Annotated in this window: 22 protein-coding genes; 11 read left to right on the top strand and 11 right to left on the bottom strand. The window is 42.9% G+C overall.

Translation table 11 applies throughout. The features are described 5' to 3' along the window. Positions 1–150 precede the first annotated feature (150 nt). The 5 genes from CLV32_RS21170 to CLV32_RS21190 are packed head-to-tail and all read left to right on the top strand — an operon-like array spanning position 151 to position 4,569. Complete coding sequence (locus CLV32_RS21170; protein WP_133558954.1) at positions 151–1,140, top strand: UDP-glucuronic acid decarboxylase family protein; 990 nt, start codon at positions 151–153, stop codon at positions 1,138–1,140. After that, entirely contained in the window at positions 1,141–2,163 is a 1,023-nt protein-coding gene (galE, locus tag CLV32_RS21175; protein ID WP_133558955.1) for a UDP-glucose 4-epimerase GalE, read from the top strand. Next, positions 2,163–2,729: a hypothetical protein gene (locus tag CLV32_RS21180; protein WP_133558956.1), complete on the top strand. Its 567-nt coding sequence runs from the start codon at positions 2,163–2,165 to the stop codon at positions 2,727–2,729. Before galE ends, CLV32_RS21180 begins: the two co-directional genes overlap by 1 nt. Positions 2,730–2,779: 50 nt before the next feature. Then, positions 2,780–3,832 carry a dTDP-glucose 4,6-dehydratase gene (rfbB, locus tag CLV32_RS21185; RefSeq protein ID WP_133558957.1) on the top strand — a complete coding sequence of 351 codons (1,053 nt, stop codon included), beginning with the start codon at positions 2,780–2,782 and terminating at the stop codon, positions 3,830–3,832. A gap of 2 nt (positions 3,833–3,834) precedes the next feature. Beyond that, entirely contained in the window at positions 3,835–4,569 is a 735-nt protein-coding gene (locus tag CLV32_RS21190; RefSeq protein ID WP_133558958.1) for a tyrosine-protein phosphatase, read from the top strand. Here the strand turns inward: CLV32_RS21190 and CLV32_RS21195 are convergent, their stop codons facing one another. Both CLV32_RS21195 and CLV32_RS21200 read right to left on the bottom strand, forming a co-directional pair. Beyond that, complete coding sequence (locus CLV32_RS21195; RefSeq protein WP_133558959.1) at positions 4,570–5,805, bottom strand: ABC transporter permease; 1,236 nt, start codon at positions 5,803–5,805, stop codon at positions 4,570–4,572. It abuts the gene before it with no gap. Positions 5,806–5,895: 90 nt separating this feature from the next. Further along, positions 5,896–6,249 (bottom strand): HesB/IscA family protein, encoded by a 354-nt coding sequence (locus CLV32_RS21200; RefSeq protein WP_133558960.1) that lies wholly within the window; start codon positions 6,247–6,249, stop codon positions 5,896–5,898. 259 nt (positions 6,250–6,508) lie between these two features. Here CLV32_RS21200 and CLV32_RS21205 point away from each other — a divergent pair, with 259 nt between their 5' ends. The 3 genes from CLV32_RS21205 to dnaA all read left to right on the top strand — a co-directional run bounded on the left by CLV32_RS21205 (position 6,509) and on the right by dnaA (position 10,214). Then, positions 6,509–7,039: a DUF7935 family protein gene (locus tag CLV32_RS21205; protein ID WP_133558961.1), complete on the top strand. Its 531-nt coding sequence runs from the start codon at positions 6,509–6,511 to the stop codon at positions 7,037–7,039. A gap of 2 nt (positions 7,040–7,041) precedes the next feature. Continuing rightward, complete coding sequence (locus CLV32_RS21210) at positions 7,042–8,589, top strand: acyl-CoA mutase large subunit family protein (RefSeq protein ID WP_133558962.1); 1,548 nt, start codon at positions 7,042–7,044, stop codon at positions 8,587–8,589. A 194-nt stretch (positions 8,590–8,783) separates the two neighbouring features. After that, on the top strand, positions 8,784–10,214 hold the full coding sequence (gene dnaA, locus CLV32_RS21215; protein WP_133558963.1) for a chromosomal replication initiator protein DnaA: 1,431 nt from the start codon (positions 8,784–8,786) through the stop codon (positions 10,212–10,214). Between the two features lie 68 nt (positions 10,215–10,282). Here the strand turns inward: dnaA and CLV32_RS21220 are convergent, their stop codons facing one another. The 5 genes from CLV32_RS21220 to CLV32_RS21240 form a co-directional block, all read right to left on the bottom strand. Then, positions 10,283–10,834 (bottom strand): NUDIX hydrolase, encoded by a 552-nt coding sequence (locus tag CLV32_RS21220; RefSeq protein WP_208111066.1) that lies wholly within the window; start codon positions 10,832–10,834, stop codon positions 10,283–10,285. A 31-nt stretch (positions 10,835–10,865) separates the two neighbouring features. Further along, positions 10,866–11,642 carry a TPM domain-containing protein gene (locus tag CLV32_RS21225; RefSeq protein ID WP_133558964.1) on the bottom strand — a complete coding sequence of 259 codons (777 nt, stop codon included), beginning with the start codon at positions 11,640–11,642 and terminating at the stop codon, positions 10,866–10,868. Next, the gene (locus CLV32_RS21230) at positions 11,639–12,088 is read right to left on the bottom strand and encodes a TPM domain-containing protein (protein WP_133558965.1); all 450 of its coding nucleotides are present in this window, start codon (positions 12,086–12,088) and stop codon (positions 11,639–11,641) included. Before CLV32_RS21230 ends, CLV32_RS21225 begins: the two co-directional genes overlap by 4 nt. Before the next feature lie 76 nt (positions 12,089–12,164). Further along, positions 12,165–12,749, bottom strand: a complete 585-nt coding sequence (locus CLV32_RS21235; protein WP_133558966.1) for a LemA family protein — start codon at positions 12,747–12,749, stop codon at positions 12,165–12,167. A 281-nt stretch (positions 12,750–13,030) separates the two neighbouring features. Then, positions 13,031–13,408, bottom strand: a complete 378-nt coding sequence (locus tag CLV32_RS21240) for a LemA family protein (RefSeq protein ID WP_166642000.1) — start codon at positions 13,406–13,408, stop codon at positions 13,031–13,033. 233 nt (positions 13,409–13,641) lie between these two features. Here CLV32_RS21240 and CLV32_RS21245 point away from each other — a divergent pair, with 233 nt between their 5' ends. The 3 genes from CLV32_RS21245 to CLV32_RS21255 all read left to right on the top strand — a co-directional run bounded on the left by CLV32_RS21245 (position 13,642) and on the right by CLV32_RS21255 (position 16,883). Next, positions 13,642–15,189: an NAD(P)/FAD-dependent oxidoreductase gene (locus CLV32_RS21245; RefSeq protein ID WP_133558968.1), complete on the top strand. Its 1,548-nt coding sequence runs from the start codon at positions 13,642–13,644 to the stop codon at positions 15,187–15,189. Positions 15,190–15,307: 118 nt separating this feature from the next. Next, positions 15,308–15,667 carry a CoA-binding protein gene (locus CLV32_RS21250; RefSeq protein WP_133558969.1) on the top strand — a complete coding sequence of 120 codons (360 nt, stop codon included), beginning with the start codon at positions 15,308–15,310 and terminating at the stop codon, positions 15,665–15,667. 394 nt (positions 15,668–16,061) lie between these two features. Continuing rightward, on the top strand, positions 16,062–16,883 hold the full coding sequence (locus CLV32_RS21255; protein WP_133558970.1) for a hypothetical protein: 822 nt from the start codon (positions 16,062–16,064) through the stop codon (positions 16,881–16,883). A 42-nt stretch (positions 16,884–16,925) separates the two neighbouring features. Here the strand turns inward: CLV32_RS21255 and CLV32_RS21260 are convergent, their stop codons facing one another. From CLV32_RS21260 to CLV32_RS21270, 4 genes are read right to left on the bottom strand one after another with little or no spacing between them, the layout of a single operon-like run. After that, positions 16,926–17,894 (bottom strand): NAD(P)H-quinone oxidoreductase, encoded by a 969-nt coding sequence (locus tag CLV32_RS21260; protein ID WP_133558971.1) that lies wholly within the window; start codon positions 17,892–17,894, stop codon positions 16,926–16,928. A 4-nt stretch (positions 17,895–17,898) separates the two neighbouring features. Continuing rightward, positions 17,899–18,075 (bottom strand): lipocalin-like domain-containing protein, encoded by a 177-nt coding sequence (locus tag CLV32_RS23485; RefSeq protein WP_133558972.1) that lies wholly within the window; start codon positions 18,073–18,075, stop codon positions 17,899–17,901. An 8-nt stretch (positions 18,076–18,083) separates the two neighbouring features. Continuing rightward, positions 18,084–18,206, bottom strand: coding sequence for a lipocalin-like domain-containing protein (locus CLV32_RS23395; protein ID WP_166642001.1), 123 nt, complete (start codon positions 18,204–18,206; stop codon positions 18,084–18,086). A 56-nt stretch (positions 18,207–18,262) separates the two neighbouring features. Beyond that, on the bottom strand, positions 18,263–18,820 hold the full coding sequence (locus CLV32_RS21270) for a hypothetical protein (RefSeq protein ID WP_133558973.1): 558 nt from the start codon (positions 18,818–18,820) through the stop codon (positions 18,263–18,265). Positions 18,821–19,413: the final 593 nt, after the last annotated feature.

The raw sequence follows: 19,413 nt of genomic DNA on the forward strand, positions 1-19,413 counted from the left end.
GAAAATCAAGCCGAATCAGGGTTTTAAAAGGGATAGAAGGAGCTACAAATCCTAATGGACAGTGTAATTTTTAACGGGCAGCGGCTTGTTGTGTACACTTCCTGAAGGTATAACATAATTTTAAAGACGTAAACTGGTAAATTAATTAGAATGGAACGTAAAAGAGTATTAATTACCGGTGCCGCCGGATTTTTGGGATCGCATTTGTGCGACAGATTTATCGCCGAAGGGTACCACGTAATTGCCATGGACAACCTGATTACAGGTGACCTGAAAAATATTGAGCATCTGTTTAAGTTGGAGCAATTTGAGTTTGCCCACCACGATGTTTCTAAATTTGTTTACGTACCGGGCAAACTGGATTATATCCTGCATTTTGCATCTCCTGCAAGCCCTATTGATTACCTGAAAATTCCTATCCAGACTTTAAAGGTAGGTTCTTTGGGAACACACAACCTGCTTGGCCTGGCTAAGAACAAAGGCGCAAGGATGATCATTGCCTCTACTTCTGAGGTATATGGAGACCCGAATGTTAACCCGCAACCAGAAGAATACTGGGGTAATGTTAACCCGGTAGGGCCAAGAGGTGTATATGATGAGGCTAAACGTTTCCAGGAAGCGATGACTATGGCTTACCATACTTTCCACGGTCTGGAAACCAGAATCGTGAGGATCTTTAATACCTACGGACCAAGAATGCGCCTGAATGACGGACGTGTATTGCCTGCATTTATCGGACAAGCCCTACGTGGTGAAGACCTTACTGTATTCGGTGATGGATCACAAACACGCTCTTTCTGCTATGTAGACGATCTTGTTGAAGGCATCTACCGTTTATTGCTAAGCGATTACGCACAGCCGATGAATATTGGGAATCCTGATGAAATCACCATCAAACAATTTGGTGAAGAAATTATCAAACTAACAGGAACTTCTCAGAAACTGGTATTAAGAGACCTGCCTGTAGATGATCCTAAACAGAGAAGACCAGATATCACTAAAGCCAGAGAAATACTGGGCTGGGAACCTAAAGTTAGTCGCGCAGAAGGATTGAAAATTACCTACGAATATTTTAAATCTCTTCCTGAAGAAGCACTTATCAACAACGATCACAAGGATTTCACGACCTATAACAAATAGATGGCTAAAATATTAGTAACCGGTGGAACAGGTTTTATTGGTTCCCACACTGTAGTAGAATTGCACAATGCAGGCCACGAAGTGATTCTTGTCGATAACTTTGCCAACTCAAGTCCTAAGATCCTGGATCAGCTGGAAGTGATCACAGGAAAAAAGTTTGAATTCGAAGAGCTTGATCTCTGTGAAGAAGCAAAAGTAAAAGCTTTTGTAGCTGCACATCCGGAGATTACCGGCGTCATCCATTTTGCTGCCTATAAAGCTGTAGGGGAGTCGGTTCAGCATCCTTTGAAATATTACAAAAACAACTTCTTCTCGCTAATCAACCTGCTTAATGCATTTGATAGTAAGATTGATTTTGTATTTTCTTCTTCTTGTACTGTATACGGACAACCGGATACGCTGCCTGTAACTGAAAGCGCTGCTGTTAAAAAAGCAGAATCTCCTTACGGCAATACCAAACAGATTGCAGAAGAGATCCTGACAGAAACCTGTGCGGTAAGTCCGGAGTTATTTGTTACCTCATTGCGGTATTTCAACCCTGTTGGAGCACATGAATCTGCTTTAATCGGCGAGTTGCCAATTGGCGTGCCGCAAAACCTGGTGCCTTTCATCACACAATCGGCCATAGGTAAACGTGGTGCAATTACTGTTCATGGTGCCGACTACAATACGCCTGATGGTAGTGCTATCCGCGATTATATCCATGTGGTAGATCTTGCCAAAGCACATGTTGCGGCAATTAAGAGATTGGAAAGCAAGGCTGCGGCATCCAATTACGAAGTATTTAACCTGGGTACAGGAAAAGGGTCTTCGGTATTGGAAGTGATTCAGGCTTTTGAAAGCTCGACTGGCGAAAAGTTAAATTACGCAATCGGCCCACGCAGGGAAGGTGATGTTGAGCAGGTATATGGCGATGTAACGAAATCAGCTGAAGGACTAGGCTGGACAGCAGCATTAGACCTCAGCGAGATGATGCGCTCTGCCTGGAACTGGGAGAAATATTTAAAAGAAAATCCATTTTAATGCTGTTAAGTGCACATCGGGAGCTTAAAGCTGCAATTGTTGCCATTCCGCCAAAGGAAAAAGACAAGTTGCTGCTCCGCCTGATCGCAAAAGACAAGGTGCTCACAGAGCACCTGCATTTTAAACTTCTGGAAGATGAATCCGACCTTGAAGAACGTCAGATCAATCTTCAGGAAGAGATAGAACATGGTATCGCTGAGTTGCTTGCCAACCGTAAATACAATTCAAAAGATACTACCGCAGTGATGCGGAAACTTAATGGTCGGATTAACCACCATGCAAAGGTGACAAAAGACCTGAAAAGTGAGGTAGAGCTGCGTATTAACCTGCTTAACCTCCTGCCCGTAGTGTATAAAGAGTCGGTTTTTTCGGTGCTGAGTAAGTTCAACGATAAACTGGTCGTTTATTTTGTAAAGACCACCCAGTCCGTTTGGAAGAAATATCAGAAGCTGCACGAAGACCTGCAGTTTGATCTTAAAGACCAGCTGAATCCACTGCTCAAAAAGGTACATCAGGGGAAACTTGCCAAAGCCGCCGAAGAGCTGGACATTCCAGAAGAAATATAATGGACTTGACCGGCAATAGATAAAAGAAGACTGTACATAGAAAATAGATAATGAAGAAGATTTTAATTACCGGAGGAGCCGGTTTTATTGGCTCTCATGTTGTGAGAAGGTTTGTAAATAACTATCCGGATTATACAATCGTAAACCTGGATAAGCTGACTTACGCAGGTAATTTGGCTAATTTAAAGGATATTGAAGATAAGCCTAACTATAGCTTTGTAAAAGCTGATATTACAGATGCTGAAAGCATGAATGACTTGTTTGCCTCAGAGAAATTTGATGCAGTAATTCACCTTGCAGCAGAATCTCATGTAGACCGTTCTATTACAGATCCTACGGCTTTCGTCATGACCAACGTAATCGGTACTGTAAACCTGTTGAATGCTGCCCGCGAGCATTGGAAAGGTGCTTATGATGCCCACCGCTTTTACCATGTTTCTACAGATGAGGTGTATGGCGCATTAGGAGAAACAGGCATGTTTACGGAAACTACAGCTTATGATCCACATAGCCCTTATTCGGCATCTAAAGCAAGTTCAGACCATTTTGTACGTGCTTATCATGATACTTATGGTATCGATGTAGTGATCTCTAACTGCTCAAACAACTATGGTTCACACCATTTTCCAGAGAAACTGATTCCTTTGGCAATCAACAACATCAAAAATAACAATCCTGTTCCTGTGTATGGTAAAGGAGAGAATGTGCGCGACTGGCTTTGGGTTGAAGACCATGCAAGAGCAATTGATGTGATCTTCCATGAGGCTAAAACGGGAGAAACCTATAATATAGGTGGACATAACGAATGGAAAAATATCGACCTGATTCATTTGCTGTGTAACATCATGGACAAGAAAATCGGTCGTGAGGCTGGCGAATCAGCAAAACTGATCACCTTCGTTACTGATCGTGCAGGTCATGATTTACGTTATGCTATTGATTCTACTAAACTTCAGCAGAAATTAAACTGGGTGCCTAGCCTTCAGTTTGAAGAAGGACTGGAGAAAACAGTAGAATGGTATCTTGAAAATGAAGAATGGTTAACGAATGTTACCTCTGGTAACTATCAGGCCTATTATGATACCCAATACCAGGGCAGGTAGTTTTGTTCGGTTGGTTTGGAAATAAAAATAAGGAAGTTGATATCAACTTCGCCAATATAGGGGTAGATATGCACTCGCATATCTTACCCGGTATTGATGACGGGGCGCAGAACATTGATCAGTCGCTCATACTGGCCAGCCATTTTAGTAATCTCGGATTTACCAAGCTGGTTGCTACCCCTCATATCATGGCCGATTATTATCGGAACACCCCCGAAACGATCGGTCGCGCCCTCGATACTTTACAAGAAGCCTTATTAAAAAATAACAGTGCACTGAACGTTCAGGCTGCCGCCGAATATTATGTTGATGAAGCCTTTGAGAAAAAGCTCAATCAAAAAGAGCTGCTCACATTCGGCAATAACTTTGTCTTGTTTGAACTCTCGTTTATCAACCCGCCACAAAATCTGATAGATATGCTGTACCGGATTCAAGATGCAGGCTACGTGCCCGTGTTGGCACATCCGGAGCGATATCCTTATTACGGTTCTATTGAAAATTACCTGCAGATCCGTGATTCGGGCTGCAACCTGCAGATCAACACCATTGCACTTACCGGATATTATGGACCCGAAGCCAGAAAGATGGCCGAGGAACTTGTAGATTACAATGCCGTGGATTTTATAGGTAGCGATATGCACCATCCAAAGCATGCGGCCGCTTTAAAAAAGAGCCTGGAGCTGCCCAGAGTTCAAAAACTGATCTCCGAAGGGCTGCTCAATAAAAGTCTGCTGTAATTATTCGTAACGTAATGCCTCTACAGGATCAAGCTTGGAAGCTTTCTTAGCAGGATAATACCCAGAGGCAATCCCTACAAGTACACAAAGTCCAAATCCACCAATGATAAACTTCCATGGGATGATGAAAGATCCGCCCATCAATAGCGATATCGCATTACCCAGTCCGATTCCGAAGAGAATACCCATTGCGCCACCCATTAAACAGATCACGACTGCCTCAATCAGGAATTGTTTCCTGATGATAGAAGGCGTAGCGCCGATCGCTTTCCGGATCCCGATTTCGCGGGTACGTTCAGTAACAGATACCAGCATAATATTCATTAGACCAATAGAGGCACCGATAAGGGTTATCATACCGATAGCCACCCCACCAATGGCGATGAAAGCGAGGTTTTCAAATAAAGTCTGCGCTACCGCATCACTCTTTACAATTTCGAAGTTATTAGGTTGTGTAATCTTGAGCTTGCGGATGTTTCTCATCTCGGCAGTTGATTCACCAATGATGTTCTCCACCAAGTCATTGCTTGGCACCATCACCGTGATCGTATAAGAAGGATTCGCATTTGGGTTGATCAGTTTCGCTTTTAACAGGGGTACGTATACACTGCGGTCGGCATTAGATCCCATACTTGACCCTTTGGCAACCAAAACACCGATAATCTTGAAACGGTTGTTTCCTACACTAATGACCTTATCCAATGGCGATTCATTTTTAAAGAGCTTGGTCTTAATCTCATCTCCGATGATGCAGGCATTGGTTCCTGTTTCAGTTTCCTGCTTACTAAAGTTACGCCCTAACGACAGTTCCATTCCCTGAGCTGCTAAAGCATTTTCATCAATTCCCTGCACACCAATATTAGGTGTTGTTTTTTCTGTATTATATTTTACTGTAGAGCCGCCATTACTTGCCCAAACACTCACGGCCACTGTTGCAGGGGTTTGCAATTGGTTTTTAAACGCCAATGCGTCCTCATAGCGGATAGATTTAAAAGGCTTCGGCCTGCTGCCATTGCCACCAATCCGGATCCCGATACCACGGTTTCTGATGGTAAACGAATTTGCACCCATGCTTGAAAATGCCTCAGTCATACTCTTCTTAACGGCGTCAAGCGTTGTCAGGATGCCCACCAATGCTGATAAACCGATAGCGATGATCAATGCGGTAAGCATGGTACGCAGGCGGTTACTTTTTATAGATTGCAGCGCAAGGCGGACATTTTCTGTATAAGTCATGAGATATTAATAAAGGGCTAATGGGGCCTAAAAAAAAAGTCCCGTTGTTAAGACAACAGGACCTCTTTAAATGTTACAGATTAAAACTATTTATACAGAAAAACTAGTTCCACAACCACATGAGCTCGCAGCATTTGGATTGCTGAAGGTAAAGCCTCTGGAATTTAATCCATCCTGCCAGTCAACCTGCATCCCCATCAGGTACATCTGATGCGCTTTGTTCATGAAAACTTTAATGCCGTCAATCAGGAACGTCTGATCTCCGTCTTTGGGCTGATCGAAGCCAAGCACGTAGCTCATGCCTGCGCAACCGCCACCTTCAACACCAACACGCAGTCCGAAATCGTCAGAGATTTCCTGCTGATCTTTTAATTTTGTTAACTCCTTTACGGCATTCTCGGTAAAGTTAACGGGTGCAAATGTTGTATCAACTGTAGTACTCATGATGTATGATTTGTTAAGCCCAGATATGTTAATAATGGCATAAATGCCAGCATCATATCCAAATTTGTTTTTTAATTTAACGAATGTCTGCCTATATAGTATATATATAAAGCACATTTCTTACAACAAAGATACGTACAAATGGATTCATCCGTATATTATTCATCGGCCGATAGGTCAGAATAGCGTAAAGAATTATTGAAGACAGGATCCTGAGAATTAGGGAGACTAAGTTTATCTTTGACACATAAACCAACGTATGAACATACAATATTTTATCATTCAAACCGCCATTATAGCGATCGGTGGCCTAATCATCGTTCTCGGTGCACATTATCTGATCAAATCTTTGCTTAGCGAATACCTGCCTGCATCAAAATCTCCAAAAGATACTGGTGACCGGCAGCAGCTTCTGGCCCTACGTTTACAGGCGCATGAAAGATTGGTTGTTTTTATCGACCGTATCAATCCGGCAAACTTATTCCTTCGCCTGCATCAGCCGGGAGCTACAGCAGGCGATTTGCAGGCGGTGATCCTTCATGAAATCCGTACGGAGTTCCAACATAATGTAACGCAGCAGTTATATATCAGTACCGACAACTGGAAGGTGATCAAGAAAATAAAAGAGGATACTATAGCAATGGTAAACAATGCAGTGAGTACCTTGCCTCAGGATGCTACCGGTGCAGAGCTCAGCAGGAAGATCTTGAATCACCTGGCAGGGATGGAACATAATCCCTATGAGCTGACACTGGAAGTCCTGAAAAAGGATATCCACCAAATGTTTTAAGTATGAGCGAGAAGAAAATTGTCAACAGTTCGGGCATTGAGATCAAGCCTGTATACACCATGTCGAACCCGCAAAAAGAAATGCCGGGTAGTTTTCCTTTCACCCGCGGAATTCAGAAAGATATGTATCGCGGCAAGTTATGGACCATGCGCCAGTATGCGGGATTTTCTACTGCCGCCGAATCCAATAAACGCTATCATTACCTGCTAAATCAGGGAACAATGGGTCTTTCTGTGGCGTTTGACCTGCCCACCCAGATTGGGTACGACTCAGATCATGAGATGTCGGAAGGGGAAGTAGGCAAAGTAGGCGTGGCCATAGACTCACTCAAAGACATGGAGGTGCTGTTTGATGGGATAGAACTGGAGAAAATTACAACCTCTATGACCATCAACGCCACGGCATCGATATTACTGGCAATGTATATTGCCCTGGCAAAAAAGCAGGGCGCAGACCTCAAACAGATCTCGGGTACTATACAGAATGATATATTAAAAGAATATGCCGCGCGTGGTACCTATATATACCCACCCAAGCCGTCCATGCGCATCATTACCGATATCTTTGAGTATTGCAGTAAAGAAGTGCCCAAATGGAATACCATCTCCATTTCGGGATACCATATCCGCGAAGCAGGGTCAACAGCTGTGCAGGAGCTGGCTTTTACGCTGGCAAATGGTAAGGCTTATTTAAGGGCAGCACTGGAAAAAGGACTTGATATTAATGTTTTTGCCAAGCGACTGTCCTTTTTCTTCAACTGCCACAACAATTTCTTTGAAGAGATTGCCAAGTTCAGAGCGGCGAGAAGGATGTGGGCACATATTACGAAGGAGCTTGGTGCCACAGATGAGAAGGCACAGATGCTCAGGTTCCATACCCAGACAGGAGGATCTACGCTGACTGCACAGCAGCCGCTCAATAATGTAATCCGGGTAACCAACCAGGCTATGGCTGCGGTATTGGGTGGAACACAATCACTCCATACCAATGGCTATGATGAGGCTTTATCGTTACCCACAGAAGCCGCCGCAAAGATTGCTTTGCGCACCCAGCAGGTGATCGCTTTTGAGAGTGGTGTTACCGATACCGTAGATCCCTTGGCTGGTTCATTTTTTGTAGAAAATCTGACCGATGAGATGGAGCGTGCAGCTCAGGATTACATTGATAAAATTGACGTAATGGGCGGTTCTGTCGAAGCGATAGAATCCGGATATATCCAAAACGAAATTGCTGCGGCAGCATATCAATATCAGGTCGAAATTGAGGAGGCTTCGCGCATTCTTGTTGGTGTAAATAAATTCACACAGGAAGCCGAAACGGTGATGGAAGCTTTCCAGATTGACGAATCCATCCGTAAGATACAGTCAGACCAGATTAGTGTCTTGAAAACAGAACGGAATAACGCCGCTGTGGAAAAAGCATTGAAAGAATTAAAGGCCGCTGCGAGCTCAGAAACGAACATTATGCCCTTTATTTTGACCGCTGTGGAGGATTATGCCACTCTTGGCGAGATTGCTGATGTACTGCGTAGTGTATTCGGAGAATATTAAATAGGATGTTAATAAATAGTTATCAACACAAAAAATTCAGGTTAAGTAGGGTATAAAGCTGCCCGCTAAGTACTTACGAATTAATTGAAATTTATGTTTAAAATGTTGATAATTTTTTGAATATTCGATCTCTCGAATGAGCCAGTTTTGAAGGCTCCTATCGTCACTGTAAACCAACAAATTAAAGATTACCAATGGAAAAAACTTGTACCGAAGTATGGAAAAACTGTCTCCAAATTATAAAGGATAACATCCCGACCCAAAGTTTCAAAACTTGGTTCGAACCGATCTCTGCCCTTAAATTGGAAGGTAAAGTTTTAACCATTCAGGTTCCTAGTTTATTCTTCTATGAATGGCTCGAAGAACACTATGTGGGCCTGCTACGTAAGACTGTGAAAAAGCAACTTGGGGATGAAGGAAGATTAGAATATAATATCGTTGTAGACAAGTCGTCGAACAGCGGAAACCCGTATACTACCAATATGCCATCAAATGGCAATGGGGCAGAAGCAAAGATTCAATCTATGCCGATCCCTGTATCTATTAACAAAGACATTAAAAACCCGTTCATCATTCCGGGACTTAAAAAACTGAATGTTGATCCGCAATTAAACTCTAACTATACCTTCGAAAATTATATTGAGGGAGATTGCAACAGGCTGGCACGCTCTGCAGGTTTTGCTGTTGCCGCTAAACCGGGAGGGACCTCTTTTAACCCACTGATGATTTATGGTGGCGTTGGACTAGGAAAAACCCACCTTGCACAGGCTATCGGGAATGAGATCAAAAGAAACATGCCGGATAAACTGGTGATCTATGTTTCTTGTGAGAAGTTCTGCCAGCAGTTTGTGGATTCCCTGAAAAACAATACGATCAATGATTTCGTGAATTTCTACCAGGCAATGGATGTCATCATCATGGATGATGTGCATAACTTCGCCGGAAAAGAGAAAACTCAGGATATCTTTTTCCATATCTTTAATCACTTACACCAATCGGGAAAACAGGTAATCCTGTCTTCTGATAAAGCACCTAAAGACCTTGCTGGTCTTGAAGAACGTTTGTTGAGTCGTTTCAAATGGGGCCTTTCTGCAGATCTTCAGATCCCTGATCTGGAAACCAGAATTGCTATTCTGCGCAAAAAGATGTATGCTGATGGTATTGAACTGCCTGCAGAGGTTGTTGAATACGTTGCGCATAACATTGACAACAACGTACGTGAGCTTGAAGGCGCAATGGTTTCCCTGCTTGCACAATCTACATTGAACAAGAAGGATATTGATTTAGCCTTGGCTAAAAGCATGCTGAAAAACTTCATCAAAAATACCAGCAAAGAGATCTCTATGGAGTTTATCCAGAAATTGGTTTGCGAGTATTTCGAAGTGCCAGTAGACATGGTGAAATCACAAACCCGCAAAAGGGAAATTGTACAGGCAAGACAGATCTCTATGTATCTTTCAAAAAGCCACACCAAGTCTTCACTGAAAACAATCGGTGCTTTCTTTGGCGGTAGGGATCACTCAACGGTAATCTATGCTTGCCAGACCGTAGAAGATCTGATCGATACCGATAAGAAATTCAAAGGATACGTACACGATATCCAGAAGAAGTTAAAAATGAGCTAAGTTAGCTTTTACATAAAAAATCCCCTGTCGATTAACATCAGCAGGGGATTTTCTTTTATGCTTGAATTTTATTTCAGGGCCTCTAATTTCAGCAGGCCATAAAATAAGGCCGTGGTATGTAGGGACTGTGCAATCTCATTGTTCAGTAGAAAGGCTTTCACCTCTTCAATGCTGTACTCTTCAACATTCAGGATCTCATGTTCGTCTAGCGACTGCTCATTTGTTTTTACGCCACCTGTTAAAAAGTAGATGAAGGTTCTGTTGTTCGCCGTGGCGGGGTTTGGATAGATTACTGCCAGTTGTTCTAATGTGTCGAACACGTATCCTGTTTCTTCCAGCAACTCCCTGCGCACTGCAGTTTCAGGTGATTCATCACCATCTATTACGCCTCCCGGAACTTCCAGGGAGATGATGTCGGCAGCATGACGGTACTGACGTACCAGAATCACCTTGTTTTCCTTGGTAACAGCAACGGCGTTTACCCAATCCGGGTATTCGAGTACATAATAATCGTCCTTTACGGTACCGTTCTGCAATTTACAGGTGTCTACACGCAGTGTAGCCCATTTTTCCTGTACGAGATATCTTGATCCAAGCTTCTCCCATTTTTCAATTTCCATGTATCTATCTAATTTTGAGTATTCTGCTTAATTACCAGCTTCCGCTGCTGCCACCTCCGCCGAAGCTTCCGCCGCCAAAACCACCGAAGCCACCGCCTCCGCCGCCACTACTGCCGCCTCCGCCAAATCCGCCACCACCAGAACCACGACCGCCTCCGCTAAACAGCATGCTCCAGAACAGGGCATTCGCAACACCGCGACCGCCCATCACCTGACTGCCGCCACCACCGCCTCTGCGCAGCAGAATGATCACGATAATAATGATGATAATTACAATCGGGATGCCTGCGCCGCTTTTGACATTGTTTTGTTTCCTCGGTCCGTCGCCCTTGTATTCGCCTTTAACCAGTTGCATCATGGAATTGGTACCTGCTTCCAGGCCGCTGTAATAGTCGCCAGCTTTAAAGAAAGGCTTGATGTCATTTTCGATGATTCTATTGGTCTGTATATCCGGCAACGCGCCTTCCAATCCATAGCCAGTCTGAATAGATATCTTACGGTCGCCAAGCGCCACAACGATCATGATCCCGTTGTTTTTCTTGCCACTGCCAACACCCCATTTGCGGCCCAATTCGAGCGCATATTCGTTGATGTCGTAGTCGCCAACAGTTTTAACAACTGCCACCGCAATCTGTGTGGATGTCGAATCATCAAAGGCAACCAACTTACTTTCCAACTGCGCTATTTGTGCAGCAGTCAGTGTGCCGGTATAATCATTAACCAATTTATCCGGCTTCGCCGGAAAGTCCTGTGCCTGTGCAAAACCGAAAGTTAAGGTCAGCAAAAAAGCTACTAGTATATTTTTCATTGCTTATCCTTGTTTTCCTGATCTAAAAATACAATATCATTGGGCAGCTCATTGATGTCGCCTCCCTCAAAAGGGAAGAACATCGCCAGTTTCTCTCCGGCAAGGTGAATGCCGGCAATGAGACCAAGGGCAAAATTGCCACTTGCAAAATGTGCTTTCATGGCTATCTGTGCCGTCTCCCAGAAATCACGGGGCACAGCGCGGTCAATACCTCTATCGCCGATGATCGCAAACTTATGGTCCACATGCGCCAGGTAAATCAATACCCCATTGCGCTGTTTCGTCTTGTCCATGTTTAATTTGAAGAAATAGCTTGTCGCTTTTTCATAGGCATCACCAGGGCAAAGCTTATCAATAGCGATCCTGATTTCTCCTGAAGTAAGTTTTTCGGCCTCAGCAATGGCTGCGGTAATCTGCTCCTGTTCCTGTTCTGTGAAAAGTGCCATAGTAGTTTTTTATAATAAAGATAAGGGTAACAACAGTGTTAGCCATTGTTACCCTTACCCTATGAATTATGGACAATTAGAATTGAACTTTAGGCGCATTTTGTGCTCCTGCATCAGCTTTAAAGCCTGCTTTAACGCTGAATCCAAACATTCCTGCAGTAATGTTGTTCGGGAACGACCTTACTTTAGTGTTGAAAGTTTGTACAGATTCGTTAAAGTCTTTACGTGCCACAGCGATTCTGTTTTCAGTACCTTCCAATTGAACGGAAAGATCACGGAACTGGTCTGTAGCTCTCAGCTGCGGATAGTTTTCTGTCAATACCATTAAGCGACCTAAAGCCTGACTGATCTCACCTTGTGCCGATTGGAATTTCTCAATGTTTTCTGCAGTCAGTTTGTTTGGATCAACGGTGATCTGACTTGCTTTAGAACGTGCCTCGATTACTTGCGTTAATGTAGTCTGCTCAAATTTAGCAGCTCCTTTTACTGTACTTACCAGATTCGGGATCAGATCTGATCGACGTTGGTATTGTGTCTCAACCTGATTCCATTTTGTCTTAACTTCCTCGTCAAGTTTCACTAAGTTATTGTAGCCAGAACAGCTTCCGAAAGCAATCAGGACAACGATAATACCGACAACGATTAATACTATTTTTTTCATGTTTTAATTTTTTAGTTTTTAGCACCGGCTTCCGCCAGTTCTCTTCATTTGGTTTATATGGGTAATTTACACATTAGAACTCAAAATCTATACCTTTGTTACAATTCGGCCTAAAAAGGTCGAAAAATATTCATGGCGAGGTCTTGTCTTTGCCGGGATCTGATAATCTGTCAGCCCCCAATTTGTATTTCACCTGTAATGGCTACTTTAAACTACTGAAAAGCAAAACAGAAGTTCATCTATATGCATATGCCGATCAATTCAGGATTTTTATCATTTCATCAATTCAGCATCAAAACCTGGCCGTTTAAGCAAAATGAAATTGAAATCAAATTGGTGCTTGAGGTTGTCCAAAACTGGGAAGTGTGGTTAGAGCTGTTTTTTGCCATCATTTTAGTATGCTCAGCATCAGTCTGCACCGCGTCATAACGTGTTTTGATTACCTGTGTGAAAGTAGTTTGTTCAAATGGAGCAGCCCCCTTTACAGTATCTGCCGAATTAGAGATCAGATCTGAGCGACGTTGGTGTTGTACCGTTGATTGATTCCATTCTGGCTTAACTTCCCTATCAGGCTTTATGAAGCTGTTATAACCAGAGCGGCTTCTGAACGCAATCAGGACAACGATCATACCGACAAAGATTAATGCTATTTTTTTCATGTTTTGCTTTTTAGAACCAGCTTCCGGCAGTACGCTGCATTTGCTTGATATGGGTAATTTACACATTAGAACTCAAATTTATAGCTATGTTACAATTCGGGTCAAAAGGACAGAAATTAAATACAGCGGTCAGTCTGACTTGGTAGCGAAAGATGTGTTTGCCTATGCTCATATCCTGATCAATTCAGTATTTTGTATCTTTGCATCAATTCAGGATAAAAACCTGACCGCTTATGCAAAAAGAAATTGAAATAAAAATGGCGCCCGAGGGTTTTCAAAATCGGGAAGTGCTAATAAAGACGCTTGCCACGGGTCTCAGAATTCCACAAAATAGGATCTTTGACTATCGGATCATGAAAAGATCTATAGATGCCCGATCAAGATATGTCGTTTATCGCATGCAGGTAAAGGTGTTTATCGATGAACATCCGCTGCCATCAGAAGATCCTGCTCCTTATCCAAATGTGGGTGATGCGAAGCCTGTACTTGTGGTTGGTGCCGGGCCTGCGGGGTTATTTGCCGCTTTGCAATGCATCGAAAATGGGTACAAGCCTATTGTATTAGAACGTGGAAAGGATGTAAAACAACGTCGCCGGGATCTTGCTGCGATCAATAAAGAAGGCCTGGTGAATACCGAATCCAACTATTGTTATGGAGAAGGCGGTGCTGGAACCTATTCCGACGGTAAATTATATACGCGCTCCAACAAACGTGGAGACATCAATAAGGTACTTGCAACTTTTGTGCAGCATGGTGCAGATGAGGATATCATGATTGATGCACGTCCACATATTGGTACCAATAAATTACCACATATTATCACGGCTATACGCGAAACGATCCTTGAAGCAGGAGGGGAAGTACGCTTTGAACAAAAAGTTACCGACTTGCTTATTGCAGATGGAAAGATTAACGGTGTGGTATTAAGTTCTGGTGATGAGTTGTTAGCTGATGCTGTGATCCTGGCTACCGGCCACTCTGCCCGTGATATTTACGAACTGCTGCAGCACAAAGGAATTTTACTTGAAGCAAAACCCTTTGCACTCGGTGTACGGATTGAGCACCCACAGGAGATTATTGACCATGCGCAGTACCATTGTGATACCAGAAGTGAATTTCTGCCTCCTGCTTATTACAGTTTAGTAGAGCAAGTGGCCGAACGCGGCGTGTTCTCTTTCTGCATGTGCCCGGGCGGCATTATCGCCCCTTGTGCTACGCACGAAAACGAAGTGGTAGTTAATGGCTGGTCGCCCTCCAAACGTAACAACCCCTACGCAAACTCAGGGACGGTAGTTCAGATTACCCTGGATGATGTTCCTGGTGATGATCCTTTGCGGATGATGCGTTTCCAGATGGAGATTGAAAAGAAGGCATTCGACGTTGGTGGAGGTGATCTTGTTGCTCCCGCGCAGCGGATGATAGACTTTGTGGAAGACAGGCTTTCGGCCGATCTGCCTAAAAATTCTTACCTGCCCGGAACAAAAAGTGCCATGCTGAAAACTATTCTTCCTGATTTTGTAGCTTCCAGCTTAAGGCGTGCCTTACCGGTATTTGGTCAGAAAATGAAAGGGTATTATACCAACGAAGCCATCTTAGTAGGAGTGGAGAGCAGAAGTTCATCCCCGGTAAGGATTCCAAGAGATAAAGAAACATTTCAGCATCCTGAAGTAAAAGGCTTATTCCCTTGTGCCGAAGGTGCAGGTTATGCAGGAGGGATTGTTTCTGCAGCAATTGACGGCATCAATTGTGCCAATGCGATTGCAAGCTTAGGAACATATTAAAAAACCATCTGGCAGAACAAGCTGTTGTATATATATATTATAACAGGATCTTAAAAATTTAATCACCCAGGCGGTTTTTTTATTTGGATTCCGGGAAAGCTATCAAAAACTTAAAGCCATGAAAAATACATTAATCATAGGTGCAACACCAAATCCAAGCCGTTATGCCTATCGCGCGGCGCAGATGCTGAAGCAAAAAGGACATGACATCGTTAATGTGGGTATCAAAACTGGCGCTGTTGCCGGGGTTGATATCGAACAACCTGGAAAAATCCATGATGACATCCATACGATTACCTTATATATAGGTCCGGATCGGCAACCTGATTATTACGAATATATCCTGAAGACAAATCCGAAGCGTGTTATTTTTAACCCAGGGACCGAAAACCCGGAGCTGGAAGGTTTATTGAGAACTAACGCTATTGAGCCCGTAGAGGCTTGTACATTGGTGCTGCTGTCTATCGGACAATATTAAAACGCACGATTACCAGGCTAGATTAATGCCCCGCGATATCACGCGGGCATTTTTTGTATTAGCGGAGGATATTGGCTTGTGGATTGGTTGAAATGATTTTTATGGTAAAAGAAGGTGTGTAAAGATAATTCAGAAAATACTTCCTTAATTATTGATGGGAAATGATGTTAAAATACTTAGGAAAAGCATGCAAGCTGCTTGCTACCTAATTGCATATGGGTCCATGATGAGTCCATAGTGAGTCCATACTGATACTATAGTTTTTTAGGAAAACATGGACTCAGTACGTACTTAATATATTTTGATAATGGATTCAGATGTACTTTGATATGAAGCTTTTATTGCGTATATTGATCTCATTATTAAATAAATAGCTCATGTAATAAATCATATTATGGCACGGTTTAATGGAAAAGACATCATAGGGAATGTAGGGCGCGTAACCTACAGACGAGGTAAAAAAGACGGCATTATTTCATCAAGAGTTAAGGACGTCCGGCAGACCGATGCAACCAAGAAAAGCGCAAAGTTTTTTGGTGGGGTATCTTCGTTTGCGAAAGTAGTAAGGTCTAATATGAATGCTGTTGGTCAGCAGGACACCACTTTGATGACAAGGCTTAACAAAGAAATGCTTGCGGTCTTATTACAGTGTTACGATAAAGAAACACAAACCTTTAATTTTACCAATAGCTATTTTAGCGAGTTCAACATATATTCTCCATTAAAGTCTTATTTGTGGCCTTTGCCGGCTGTGTCACTTGCTGAAAATCGACTGACTGTCAACATTCCGGAATTCAGCATCGCTGAAAACATCAAGTTTCCCGCCAGTGCCACACATTGCCAGGTCCACATCCAGCCGGTTCAATACGATCTGAATGGTGGACATGTTAAGCGCATGGCTAAAACTAAAATGATGATTAAGCGCAGCGACGAACTTTTTGCAGCTCAGGATTTGGTTTGGGATGTTGTTCCTGGAACTTTGTGCGTAGTGGCAGTCGGCCTGCATTATTTTAAAGCGGAAGAAGATATACACATCATGTTAAATACACCTGAGTTTTCTCCCTCGGCGTTCTTGTTTGCTGAATTTAACAATGGACGCTTCTCTCAAAAATTGACTGAGGTAACAAAAACGGAAGTTGCCGGCAGGGAAAGTATACAGAAACAGGTCATGTGGGCAGATTGCCATCGCGGGTTTCCGATAAAAAAGAAGGCTTAATATTTAAAAAAGCAGCTGTAAGTATTTTGGGTTCGCACTGTTTTATCGGACGAGTATAATCTTGCCCGTGTGCGTATTTTTTTCAAGTAACCGGTGTGCTTCTGCCGCCTCAGAAAATGAGAATGTCTGAAACACAACGGGCTTGAACTGTCCGGATTTAATTAAAGGCCAAACGTGTTTTTTTACTTCAGCTGTTAGTTGTTTCTTGAAATCATACGCCCTGCTTCTTAACGTACTTCCGGTTATGGTCAGGCGTTTCGTCATTACTTTCGAAATATCAAGGTTGGTTTTACTGCCATCCACAGCATTGATGTGAACTAACCGCCCTTCAGGATTTAAGATGTTTACGTTTTTTCGGAGGTAATCACCACCTATCATATCCAGGATAACATCAACGCCTTCCTCCTGTAGTTCCTTTTCAAAATCCTGTGTTTTATAATTGATATAGGCATCTGCACCGAGTTCAAGACATTTCTGTCCTTTCTCTTCGGTGCCTACCGTGACTGTTACCCGTGAGCCAAGTGCATGGGCAAGCTGAATTCCGGTGATACCGATGCCACTGTTGCCACCATGGATCAATAGGCTTTCCCCCGGTTGAAGAGCGGTTCGCTGAAAAACGTTTGACCAAACCGTATATATGGTTTCCGGTAAACTTGCAGCTTCTTCATAAGTTAGATTGGAAGGAATTGGCAAACACTGTCCTTGGCGTACGCTCACGTATTCTGCATAACCGCCGCCTGCCAGGAGCGCGCAAACTTTATCGCCCACTATAAAATCGACAACATCGGGTCCACATTGTACGATAACACCCGCCACTTCAAGACCGAGGATGTCTGCCGGAGCGCCTTCAGGTGCCGGATAATTGCCTTCGCGCTGGAAAACGTCAGAACGATTCAGGCCAGCAGCTTTTACTTCTATTAAAACCTGGTCTCCGTGTATTTCCGGTTTCGGGTAATCCTGCAGTTTTAATACTTCAGGGCCACCATGTCTTGTTATTACTATTGCTTTCATTTATTTAGGGTTCTAGGTGTGTGTTAGAATTTTCAATCTTTTTCCAGGTCAGCTTATGTGTTACTAGCCTTGAGTTCGTGGTAAAGGGTTCGTGACTTTCCAGATGCAGGAATCCATCTTTAAACACTACGATACGCTTTTGTGTTTGACCTGTCCAATTTGGGAACAGCGAAATGTACATGGTGTGGCTCAAGAGTTGTTTTTGGCGTTTTTACCCATGGGGTAGGTGATTTCTCCACCATTTACAGGTACTTCAATTAATTCAACCAGGCTCCAGGTGCCTACCAGCTTTTCAAATAATGTTGCCTCCATAATATTTAAAATAAGGAACTGAGCGTGTTGTTGGCACGCTCAGTCCAGATGACTGATTAGAATGGTTGGTTGTATTTGCCGGTTAAAGCTTTGTTTTCTATGCTTTTTGCAAAGTTTGGTGTTTCTTCACGATTATGTGTATCAGAGGCTGCTTGTCTTGAAGCTGCTGCATCAGCAATGTTAACGCTGTGTTCTTTTAAGTATTCGAACATTTTTGGTGTAGCGGTGGCGTGGATCTCATTGGTGTAAAGACAGGTGGCATCGTCTATTTTGGTTACTTTAAGTTCCCATAACACCTGAACTTTGGTTCGGCCGTTTTTGGTGATTGAATCCGAGACAGACAACATTCGGCAATAGTCTGCACGGTGTACCGTAGCTACATAATGTTGTACCATTAAAGCATCACCGATTGTTTCTACATTGATTGACATTGGTTCGCCGTCGTAGGTACTGGTTATGCCTGCGCCGATATGTTGGGTTGAGCAACGTTGGTACTCGGCGTCTGGTAGATTCAATAACCAGTCTGCGATATTTACTTTTTCAATTGGGGCATTGATAACTGCGGTTACAGATGAGTGAGACAATGCATTTTCAGGTGTTTGTGTGATTTCCATAAAATTTTAAATTAGTTGTTTACTGACGCAAATCTATAGGGGATGATTTGAGGCGGTAGGTGGTTTTCCTTTAACAGGCGGAAATTATCGTTGAAAAGGCGGGAACACTCGTTAACTTATTGTGTGATGCGATCTGTGTGCTATCCTGATAGTAGGATGCTTGATTATTTTGCTTTTTGGACTGATCGGTTTATATGTAGTATATATATATGTATAGCTGTTAAAGCATAACTTTTCAGATTCGTTATTTGCTAAGCGATGTACAGTAAGTCCTACCGGATTGCAATTTTTATTGCGGCTTGGCGCAATCATTTAATCAGTTTGGGGGTGCTAACAAAATTAATTGCTCTTTTTTAGGTTGCTTTAGGAGCCGAACACAAGGATTTTAGGCATTTTTTATATTGATCAGGTTTAGCGCAAAAAGCTAAATGATTGTATGCTGAAGATGGTTTTGCCATGCAAAACGGTTTTAGCTGTGCTATTGTTTAAAAAACTTAGAATTTCTTTTGTTTGAGAGACAGGGCATTAGGGTTGTGTGTTAGTTAAAGGTTAACAATAAGTTTGGTAGGAGGGAATATTTTCCTACTTTTGCA

Origin of the sequence: Pedobacter duraquae (assembly GCF_004362245.1) — a bacterium.
GTDB lineage: Bacteria > Bacteroidota > Bacteroidia > Sphingobacteriales > Sphingobacteriaceae > Pedobacter > Pedobacter duraquae.

Coding starts and splice junctions, on each gene's coding strand:
- CLV32_RS21170 (WP_133558954.1), top strand. CDS start 151: ATGGAACGTAAAAGAGTATTAATTACCGGTGCCGCCGGATTTTTGGGA.
- galE (WP_133558955.1), top strand. CDS start 1,141: ATGGCTAAAATATTAGTAACCGGTGGAACAGGTTTTATTGGTTCCCAC.
- CLV32_RS21180 (WP_133558956.1), top strand. CDS start 2,163: ATGCTGTTAAGTGCACATCGGGAGCTTAAAGCTGCAATTGTTGCCATT.
- rfbB (WP_133558957.1), top strand. CDS start 2,780: ATGAAGAAGATTTTAATTACCGGAGGAGCCGGTTTTATTGGCTCTCAT.
- CLV32_RS21195 (WP_133558959.1), bottom strand. CDS start 5,805: ATGACTTATACAGAAAATGTCCGCCTTGCGCTGCAATCTATAAAAAGT.
- CLV32_RS21200 (WP_133558960.1), bottom strand. CDS start 6,249: ATGAGTACTACAGTTGATACAACATTTGCACCCGTTAACTTTACCGAG.
- CLV32_RS21205 (WP_133558961.1), top strand. CDS start 6,509: ATGAACATACAATATTTTATCATTCAAACCGCCATTATAGCGATCGGT.
- CLV32_RS21210 (WP_133558962.1), top strand. CDS start 7,042: ATGAGCGAGAAGAAAATTGTCAACAGTTCGGGCATTGAGATCAAGCCT.
- dnaA (WP_133558963.1), top strand. CDS start 8,784: ATGGAAAAAACTTGTACCGAAGTATGGAAAAACTGTCTCCAAATTATA.
- CLV32_RS21220 (WP_208111066.1), bottom strand. CDS start 10,834: ATGGAAATTGAAAAATGGGAGAAGCTTGGATCAAGATATCTCGTACAG.
- CLV32_RS21225 (WP_133558964.1), bottom strand. CDS start 11,642: ATGAAAAATATACTAGTAGCTTTTTTGCTGACCTTAACTTTCGGTTTT.
- CLV32_RS21230 (WP_133558965.1), bottom strand. CDS start 12,088: ATGGCACTTTTCACAGAACAGGAACAGGAGCAGATTACCGCAGCCATT.
- CLV32_RS21235 (WP_133558966.1), bottom strand. CDS start 12,749: ATGAAAAAAATAGTATTAATCGTTGTCGGTATTATCGTTGTCCTGATT.
- CLV32_RS21240 (WP_166642000.1), bottom strand. CDS start 13,408: ATGAAAAAAATAGCATTAATCTTTGTCGGTATGATCGTTGTCCTGATT.
- CLV32_RS21245 (WP_133558968.1), top strand. CDS start 13,642: ATGCAAAAAGAAATTGAAATAAAAATGGCGCCCGAGGGTTTTCAAAAT.
- CLV32_RS21250 (WP_133558969.1), top strand. CDS start 15,308: ATGAAAAATACATTAATCATAGGTGCAACACCAAATCCAAGCCGTTAT.
- CLV32_RS21255 (WP_133558970.1), top strand. CDS start 16,062: ATGGCACGGTTTAATGGAAAAGACATCATAGGGAATGTAGGGCGCGTA.
- CLV32_RS21260 (WP_133558971.1), bottom strand. CDS start 17,894: ATGAAAGCAATAGTAATAACAAGACATGGTGGCCCTGAAGTATTAAAA.
- CLV32_RS23485 (WP_133558972.1), bottom strand. CDS start 18,075: ATGTACATTTCGCTGTTCCCAAATTGGACAGGTCAAACACAAAAGCGT.
- CLV32_RS23395 (WP_166642001.1), bottom strand. CDS start 18,206: ATGGAGGCAACATTATTTGAAAAGCTGGTAGGCACCTGGAGCCTGGTT.
- CLV32_RS21270 (WP_133558973.1), bottom strand. CDS start 18,820: ATGGAAATCACACAAACACCTGAAAATGCATTGTCTCACTCATCTGTA.